Source organism: Thermosipho sp. 1070, assembly GCF_001682135.1.
GTDB lineage: Bacteria > Thermotogota > Thermotogae > Thermotogales > Fervidobacteriaceae > Thermosipho > Thermosipho affectus.
In genome coordinates, this window is the sequence record NZ_CP007121.1 from 568627 (window position 1) to 577572 (window position 8946).

Sequence of the window (8946 nt, forward strand, 5' to 3'; positions counted from 1 at the left end):
AACAATATGAATACTACAAGAAACAACAATGTAAACTATACCACTTATTCAGGGGTTTTTACACAAAAAAAAAACAACAAAAAAGCGGGAAAATTTCCCGCATATTGGTGGCGGCGATGGGACTCGAACCCATGACTCACTGATTATGAATCAGTTGCTCTAGCCACTGAGCTACGCCGCCGCATCTGTTATATTATCATAATTTGTTTTTTGTGTCAACCTTTTCTGTGGCATTTCAAATTAACAAAAAAAATAGTTTCACCTATTTTGCAAAACAAAATATGAAATATCTTTGATTTATAGCTCATTTAAAATTTTAATCTTTATAAATAACGTAAAAACAACTTCCAGAGAATTTATCTCAGCACAAACATGTTTTATCGTCTACAAATAAAAAAAGGAGAACGCCAAGTTCTCCTTTTCTGGCTCCGGCGGAGGGACTCGAACCCCCAACCTAGTGGTTAACAGCCACCCGCTCTGCCTATTGAGCTACGCCGGAACTTCGCTATCGCTTATATATTATACCATATTTTAGATTTTTGTCAATCATAGTATCTTATAATAACTTCCAGAAAAAAATATATCACATTTTTTACCGTTGTCAATAATTTTTCAGAGTTATCAACAAAACATCAACCGTGTCTCTTACTTTTTTTCATTTCATACATTTTCTTATCTACTTCTTTTAAAATTTCTCCAAAATTCTTTTGCTTGTTGTGCTTTACAATTCCATATGAAAAATCAATATCTGATTTTCGTTTTATCCTATCAACAACTTGTTTTGCATTTTTTCCATTTACAAAGATTAAAAACTCGTCTCCTCCGTATCTTACAACTTTATCTTCTTTCCTTATACTTTTCTTACATAATTTTACAAATTTTTTCAATACTTTATCGCCATAATCATGTCCATATGTATCATTAAGTTTTTTAAAACCATCCAAATCTATAAATATTATAGAACAATCACCGTTAAAATTCATCTTGTTTAAGAAATTCCTGTTGTAAGCACCTGTTAATGGATCAAATAAAGAATTTCTAAGTGTCTCCTTCTTTTCTTTAACAAGTTTATCAAAAACTTCTCTAAATTTAAAATTTATAGTCAAAATTTCAGACAACAAATTAAACACGTATAATTCTTTAGATGTAAATGCATTTTTTCCACCTTTTTCAAACAACACCGCACCAAAAACCTCTTCTTCAAATTTTAAAGGCACACCATAAATGGAAACAATTCTATGTTTTCCAAACACTATTCTTTCATATCCTTTTGGAAGGACTAATCTTTCTGAATTTCTCACATACAACTTTTTACCAAAATCCATTATATATGAAACAATTGGCTTCTTTTTAGGCGGAACAACAAAATTCATCCTTTCTTCAAAACCTATATTTGCATAATGTATGTAAGTACTTCCATCACCTCTTCTAGTCGCTACAACGAGAGAGTCAATTATTTTCTGTCCTTTTAAAAAATCAAACAACTTTTTTGAAACTTCCGAAAGAGTTTTCCTATTTAAAATATCCAAAAAAATACTTTGTGGAATTTTATTTAAAGGCTTGATAATATCTTTTGCATACGAATATACATTGCTTGAAATATTTACCAAAAAAAGTATTGAATACCTCAAACCTTTGGACTTTATCCTGAAAAACTTCAAAAGAAATATCTGTCCACCAATTTCAATTTCTACCTCAAATTCTAATTTATCTTTATAGTAATTCTTCAAAACCATATCAAAAAATACTTCTAATTGCGAATATTTCTTTGAAAAAACTTTAATTTTATCTTCCGTAACATTTTTAAAATCAAAAAAATCCATATTATACATCTTAGCATAGTTTAATAGACTAGATGAAAAATATTTAAGTTTTCCCCCATGCCAAACTGCAACACCCATTTTTGAAGATTTACCATCAAATACCAAATTAACTAAATTTCTTAACTTTAATATATACATCAAAGAAAAAATCAAAAGAAGGCCTAAAATCACAACTAAACCCAAAACAAAATACATATTACCCCCTCCAAATCATACATTTCTAATATAAAACACAAAATATTTAAAATCAATTAAAAACAAATTATTTACAAAAACGTAACAACAAATCCCGAACCAAAAACAAATGTTATCAGTCTATATATGTGAGTGATAAAAAGAAAAATAATTTTGGAGGTGGTTAAATTGAGATACTTGGACAATAAAATGCAAGAATTAGTCCAACAAGCAGCAGAAAACCTAACTCAAAAAAGGCAAAATCTTTTAAAACCAGAGCATGTGCTCTATGAAATTCTACAAGATGATGTAGTGCAGAAACTTATAAAAACACGTATAAATTTAGATGAAATACTGGATAGAATTGAAGAATTAATTGAAAGTCAATATGGTGTATACTACGGTTCTGGTTCTGGAGTTTACATGTCAAATGAACTTTCCAGAATCTTTGAACTCTCTAGAAAAGAGGCAAAATTGATCGGTTCAAGTAAAGTTTCACCTATTCATTTTCTTTTAGCACTGCTCAAGGATAACTCTACTCAAGCTGCTGCTATACTAAACAAATACGGGATCACATACGAAGAAGTATTAAAATCGGTGAAAGAACTTGTGGAAAATGGAGAATTAGATGAAGAAGGAAATGTACTTTCAAAATACACAGTGGATTTAACAAAACTTGCAAGAGAGGGTAAACTTTCACCTGTTATCGGTAGGGAAAAAGAAATTGAAAGAGTTATTGAAATTCTCTCTAGAAAAACAAAAAACAACCCCGTGCTCATAGGTGATCCAGGTGTCGGTAAAACTGCTATTGTTGAAGGTCTTGCACAAAAAATTGTTGAAGGAAAAGTCCCTGAAAAACTTAAAAATAAAAAGATATTAATGCTTGATCTTGGAAAAATGCTTGCGGGTAGTAAGTATCGTGGCGAATTTGAAGAAAGATTGAAAAAGGTAATGGAAGAAATAAATAAAATGAAAAACAATGTAATTCTCTTTATCGACGAACTTCATACAATAGTTGGAGCAGGTGCTGCAGAAGGTGCTATGGATGCATCCAACATGTTAAAACCTGCACTAGCCAGAGGAGAACTACATGCAATTGGTGCAACAACTTTAGAAGAATACAGAAAACACATAGAAAAGGACAAAGCCCTTGCCAGAAGATTTCAACCTGTATTAATTGAGGAACCTAGTGTAGAAGAAACTATAAAAATATTAAAAGGTTTAAAAGAAACATACGAAAAACACCACAACGTAAAAATAACGGATGAAGCTATAGAAGCCGCAGCAAAGTTATCCTCAAAATACATACAAGATAGATTTATGCCAGATAAAGCCATAGATTTGATTGACGAAGCTGCAGCAAAGATAAGTTTAAAGTCCGCCGATCCAAAAATTTCAGAACTAAAGGAAAAAATAAAATCTTTAAGTGAAAAAATCGATGAACTTACTATAAACTCCCAATACAAAGAAGCAGCTGAAATGAAACAACAAATGTATAAACTTCAAAATCAATATGAAGAACTCGAAAAGAAATACGGAACTGACAAAGTAACCGCCGACACAGTTGCAAAGGTTGTAGAATCATGGACTGGTATACCCGCAACTAAAATGATGGAATCGGAAAAAGAAAAGTTATTAAGATTTGAAGAACTTGTACATCAAAGAATGGTAGACCAAGAAGAAGCAGTCAAAGTTGTTGCAGATGCTATCAGAAAAGCAAGAGCAGGCATAAAGGATCCCAATAGACCAATTGGTACCTTCTTATTCTTAGGTCCAAGTGGTGTTGGTAAAACAGAACTTGCAAAGACCATTGCAGAACTTTTATTTGGTTCCGAAAATGCGCTCATTAGAATTGACATGAGTGAGTACATGGAAAAACACTCAGTTGCAAGACTCATTGGTGCACCTCCAGGATACGTAGGTTACGATCAAGGAGGACAATTAACAGAGCAAGTAAGAAGAAAACCATATAGCGTAATTCTTTTAGATGAAGTTGAAAAAGCACATCCAGAAGTATTTAACGTATTACTACAAGTCTTTGATGATGGTAGATTAACAGATGGAAAAGGCAACACAGTTGATTTTAGAAACACGATAATTATAATGACCAGTAACCTTGCAAGTGATAAGATATTGAGAAAGGTTGAAGCGGGAATAGAGTTTGAAAAGATAGAAGAATCTGTAAGGGAAGATTTAAAGCACTATTTTAGACCAGAATTCATAAACAGAATTGACCACGTTGTGATATTTAAACCACTTACAGAAAAGCATATGAAAGAAATAGTCGAAAAATTGATTTTAAGGCTTGAAAAGAGATTAAAAGAAAAAAACCTAAAAATAAAACTAACAGATAACGCAAAAGCATACCTTGCAAAGAAAGGATATGATCCAGCCTTTGGAGCAAGACCACTAAGAAGATTAATAGAACGAGAAATTGAAACACCACTTTCAAAGAAAATTATAGCTGGAGAAATTAAAGAAGGAGATATAGTTTTAGTTGATGTAAACAACGGAATAATCTCAGTTGAAAAGGAAAAAGAACTTACAAAATAAGGGGCAAGTCGCCCCTTATTTTTTATTCTAAACTAAAATATAAAGACAACAAATCTAAAATCAATAGAACTTTGTTTTTTCACTCTAAAAAATGCTATAATATAATTGTATAGTGATTTTTTTCTCATAAAAGGAGGGGAAAACATGAAGAGATACGTATGTAGTGTATGTGGATATGTATATGATCCAGAAGTAGGGGATCCAGACAATGGGGTAGAGCCAGGGACACCATTTGAGAAATTGCCAGAAGATTGGGTATGTCCAGTATGTGGGGTAGGCAAAGACCAATTTGAAGTAGAAGAATAAGTGGGACATTATGTCCCACTTTTAATGAGAAGGGGAGGAATAAGATGGTTAAGAAGATAGGTGATGGGGTATACTATGTAGGAGCTATTGATTGGGATAGGGAATTATTTGACGAATTAATTCCTCTTCCAAATGGGACAACGTACAATGCATATATAGTAAAAGGGGAAAAGATAGCTTTAATAGATACCGTTGATCCTGCAAAGAAAGAAGAGTTTTACAACAATTTAGAGAAATTGGATATAAAGAATATAGATTATGTAATATCAAATCATGCGGAACAAGACCATTCAGGTTTGATAAAAGAAGTGGTGGAGAAGTATGGTGCGAAGGTAGTAACGAACAAGAAATGTGCAGAATTATTGCACACACACGTACATGTAAGTAAAGAAGATATAATAGAGGTAACAGATGGAGAAGAGCTAGATTTAGGGGGAAAGACGTTAAAATTTTACTTAACGCCGTGGGTACATTGGCCAGAGACGATGGTAACGTACTTAAAAGAAGAAAAGATATTGTTTAGTTGTGATTTATTTGGTTCACACTATGCAACAAGTGACATAGAACAAGAAGGAGACGATGTATTAATAGAGATGGCAAAGAGGTACTACGCAGAAATAATGATGCCGTTTAGAAACCACGTTATAAAGAACATAGAAAAGATAGAAAAGATAGAGATAGGAAAGATAGCGCCAAGTCATGGGCCGGTATATACAAAACCAGAAAAAATAATAAAAGAATACAAAAAATGGGCGGGTAACGAGACAAAAAAAGAAGTAATAATATTGTATGTATCGATGCATGAAAGTGTAAGAAAGATGGTGGAATACGTAATGGAAGGATTAATGGAAAAGGGAGTAAGAGTAAAATTACACAATGTAGTAAAAAGCGACATAGGAGAGATAGCGATAGATTTGGTAGAGGCATCGACAGTAGTAGTGGGGACGCCAATGGTATTGGGAGGTATGCACCCAAAGATAGCAGGAGTGGTATATTTAATGAATGCCTTAAGGCCAAAGACAAAATACATAGGGATATTGGGCTCCTATGGATGGGGAGGAAGGTTTATAGAAGAATTAAAAGGAATGATAAAGAATGTAAAGGCAGAAATAGTAGGTGAAGTGGTGGTAAAGGGACTTATAACAAAAGAAGAATATGAAAAATTAGATGAATTAATCGAAAATATTTCTAAACTTAACTAAAAAAGGGGGGGCATTATGGATATAACAGTCAGAACGGTCATGGCCATTTTAATCGATAACAGGGAAAAATCTGCAACTAAAGTGCAAGAACTATTAACAGAATATGGATGTTACATCAAAACTAGACTAGGACTTCACGAAGGAGTACCTCAATACTGTTCAAATTCTGGGCTAATCATTCTAGAACTAGTAGATGATGAATCAAAACACGATGAATTAAAGGAAAAGTTAAACCAAATACCCGGTGTAAAATCAGATTTAATGAGACTAAAATTTGACTAAAAAAAAGGCTCCCAATGGGAGCCTTTTTATATATCTATCTTCTCTATATTTTCTTGTATCAATTCTAGCAAACTAATAGTTTTGCTTACGTTATCAAAGACTGTCCTTAATTCCGTCAAAAATCTTTGAATAGATGCACTTATTTCTTCTGCTGTTGCACTACTTTCCTCTGAGATTGCCAACAGATTTTGAATACTATTTGTTATATCTTCCAATTTACTTGCTTCTGTATTTAACGATTCAATCAAAGAATTTAAATGTCCGGTAATATCCGATATCACCTGACTAGATTCCTTACTTTTTTTAGAACTTTCCGAAAGTGCCTTTGTCTGTGCTTTTAAATTTTCATATCCAGAAACAACTCCAACACTCAAATTCTCTATACCGCTTGAAATCTTTGTTAGGAAATCAGATATTTTATTTGCAGATTCTTTACTTTCTTCTGCTAGTTTCCTTATTTCATCGGCAACTACTGCAAATCCTCTTCCAGCTTCCCCGCTTCTTGCTGCTTCAATTGCAGCGTTAAGTGCAAGTAAATTTGTTTGTTCTGCTATGCTCATAACAGTATCGGCAATTTCTTTTATTTCATCTGCTTGTTTTCTAAGTTCTTTACTTTCATTTGCTATTTTTTCAAAATCATCACTTACATTTTCTATGTTAAATGATACATTTTCAACACTCTTTGCCGCAGATATAATATTTTCAACCGCCTCGTTTAAATTTTGCACTATTTCATTTTGAACACTTATCGTTTGTGAAATAGTATCCACATTTGATGTTACTGCATCTGAAATCCTTTCTGCATCATTACTTATTTGAACGGCGGTATCCGCAACCTGTGAAGATAATTCCTTCATCGTATCAATCTGTTCTTCAACAACTTCAATTGATGACATTGTCTTGCTGGAAAAACTCAACAATTCTTCGGTATCACCTTGGAATGATATCAACAACTCTTTGATTTTTTCATTTGCCTTGTTTAACTCATGTGTTATTTTCTCAAAGTTTTCTTCACCAGAAACATATGTAACAGAGGAAAGATCTTCAAATTTTAGTGCACTAAATCCCTTCTTTAAATCTAAAACAATAGGCAAAGACAAAGCAAATGTGGAAAGCGCCACTATTATCGAAGAAACAACCGGTGATAAAAAGCTTGAAGACAGTAACGAAACAATAAATACAATTAACGGAAGGAAAATAACATTACTCTTTAATATATTTTTCAAAATACCAAATGATACCAATCTAAACGACTTTAATTTTATCAACTTTCCGTATGGTTTTGAAGCCTTTATTCTTATTTCCACAAAAGAAGTGCTATTATTTGTACCTTGATCCAGCACTTCCATAGTTATGGGATCTTTGAAAAAGTCAGAAGCTCCCCTCACTAACCCTAAAAAGTAACTTCTAAAATCCCTATTTGATTGATACCTTACAATCGCAGTTTTTTCGTCTATATATTTGTATATAATCCTTGGAGGCTTTGCCCCCTTAATTCTCCTTGTAAGTGCCCTATGGACCATATCCATAGTGCTCAAAAATGAAAGAATACCATCTTTTTTAAAATACCCTGGATAATACTTATGAAAGCTTTTAATATTTTCATATCCTGTTTCTTCCCAAACTTTCTCAAATGTTTTCCCAGTCTTTTCTGCAAGTTTTCTTGAAAATCTAATTACCATTTCATCATCTACATCATTAATTGGACTTTGGAGTATGTCTAAATCTACGTTGAATTCATTAATAAGAGAATCTACAAGACTTTCACCGTATAGTCTTTTCCAAGTATTTATCCAAATGTTCATAACAAAACTCTTCATACAATCACCTCTCTTAAATCATTAAATCATTTGTATAACACTTATTAAAATCCCAAGTGGAATACCTAAAAGTTCTATATACCGCAACTCTCTCTTTGCTATCCTCAAAATTACAGTTTCCATCTCATCGACTGTGTAATTTTCTATCTTTTCCCTTACAATATCTTTAAAGGGTATTCTTTCGAAGACTTTTTCCAACACTTTTATTATATCATATTCTCCATCCGTTAAATTCTTTTCAATCATTTTGTATATACTTCCTTTACTTTCAAGATCTACTTTTATATCCTTAAAAACATTGTCTAAAACAGAAGAAACAATCCTATCAACAGGTATTAAAGGTATACTTATTTTTGAAGATAAATATCGCAAAATAGCATTTTTTGTATCTTCATTCAAAAGTTTTGAAAAATTTCCAACAATAAAACGCATAATGTCATCTTTGAAATTCAATTGATCTAAATTTCTTTTCATGAAATTCTTAAGAGATTCAGTATTAATAAATTCGTCTTCTATCACCCTTGAAAGATTTTGGGCAATCTCATACTTTTTCCTTGGAATTACCCCTTGAATTCCCAAAATTTTTCTTTTAGGGTTAAAAAGCATCCAAATTGCAAGCATATTTGTAATATATCCTACCAATGCACCTGTTGCAAGAATTCCAAGTGGAGAATGGAAAATAAATTTTGTCAATACAAAAATAGTTAAAAGTATCAAAAAAGGCAAATCAAAAAACATAAAATCCCTCCTTATAATGATAAAATATATTGGAAAGGGGTGAAAAAA

General features: G+C 32.2%; 7 protein-coding genes and 2 tRNA genes. 4 read left to right on the forward strand and 5 right to left on the reverse strand.

All coding sequences use genetic code 11. The annotated features are described in order from the left end of the window. Positions 1 to 105: 105 nt before the first annotated feature. The 3 genes from Y592_RS02845 to Y592_RS02855 all read right to left on the reverse strand — a co-directional run bounded on the left by Y592_RS02845 (position 106) and on the right by Y592_RS02855 (position 2018). A tRNA-Met gene (locus Y592_RS02845) sits at positions 106 to 181 on the reverse strand. 242 nt (positions 182 to 423) lie between these two features. Next, a tRNA-Asn gene (locus Y592_RS02850) sits at positions 424 to 499 on the reverse strand. A gap of 133 nt (positions 500 to 632) precedes the next feature. Beyond that, positions 633 to 2018: a sensor domain-containing diguanylate cyclase gene (locus Y592_RS02855; RefSeq protein ID WP_075665546.1), complete on the reverse strand. Its 1386-nt coding sequence runs from the start codon at positions 2016 to 2018 to the stop codon at positions 633 to 635. 168 nt (positions 2019 to 2186) lie between these two features. Between Y592_RS02855 and Y592_RS02860 the strand changes: the two genes are divergently transcribed. From Y592_RS02860 to Y592_RS02875, 4 genes are all read left to right on the forward strand, one after another. Then, the gene (locus Y592_RS02860) at positions 2187 to 4550 is read left to right on the forward strand and encodes an ATP-dependent Clp protease ATP-binding subunit (RefSeq protein WP_075665547.1); all 2364 of its coding nucleotides are present in this window, start codon (positions 2187 to 2189) and stop codon (positions 4548 to 4550) included. Positions 4551 to 4694: 144 nt separating this feature from the next. Next, a complete protein-coding gene (gene rd, locus Y592_RS02865; RefSeq protein ID WP_075665548.1) occupies positions 4695 to 4856 on the forward strand; it encodes a rubredoxin in 162 nt (53 codons plus the stop codon). Between the two features lie 44 nt (positions 4857 to 4900). Next, positions 4901 to 6058 carry an FprA family A-type flavoprotein gene (locus Y592_RS02870; RefSeq protein WP_075666233.1) on the forward strand — a complete coding sequence of 386 codons (1158 nt, stop codon included), beginning with the start codon at positions 4901 to 4903 and terminating at the stop codon, positions 6056 to 6058. A gap of 12 nt (positions 6059 to 6070) precedes the next feature. Beyond that, positions 6071 to 6340 (forward strand): hypothetical protein, encoded by a 270-nt coding sequence (locus tag Y592_RS02875; protein WP_088368848.1) that lies wholly within the window; start codon positions 6071 to 6073, stop codon positions 6338 to 6340. Between the two features lie 26 nt (positions 6341 to 6366). Here the strand turns inward: Y592_RS02875 and Y592_RS02880 are convergent, their stop codons facing one another. Next, positions 6367 to 8160, reverse strand: a complete 1794-nt coding sequence (locus tag Y592_RS02880) for a heme NO-binding domain-containing protein (RefSeq protein WP_075665551.1) — start codon at positions 8158 to 8160, stop codon at positions 6367 to 6369. A 21-nt stretch (positions 8161 to 8181) separates the two neighbouring features. After that, positions 8182 to 8898, reverse strand: a complete 717-nt coding sequence (locus Y592_RS02885) for a DUF445 domain-containing protein (protein WP_075665552.1) — start codon at positions 8896 to 8898, stop codon at positions 8182 to 8184. Positions 8899 to 8946 lie beyond the last annotated feature (48 nt).

What these genes read in the sequence shown, in the direction of transcription:
- Y592_RS02855 (WP_075665546.1), bottom strand. Translation starts at nt 2,018, where the DNA reads ATGTATTTTGTTTTGGGTTTAGTTGTGATTTTAGGCCTTCTTTTGATT.
- rd (WP_075665548.1), top strand. Translation starts at nt 4,695, where the DNA reads ATGAAGAGATACGTATGTAGTGTATGTGGATATGTATATGATCCAGAA.
- Y592_RS02870 (WP_075666233.1), top strand. Translation starts at nt 4,901, where the DNA reads ATGGTTAAGAAGATAGGTGATGGGGTATACTATGTAGGAGCTATTGAT.
- Y592_RS02880 (WP_075665551.1), bottom strand. Translation starts at nt 8,160, where the DNA reads ATGAAGAGTTTTGTTATGAACATTTGGATAAATACTTGGAAAAGACTA.
- Y592_RS02885 (WP_075665552.1), bottom strand. Translation starts at nt 8,898, where the DNA reads ATGTTTTTTGATTTGCCTTTTTTGATACTTTTAACTATTTTTGTATTG.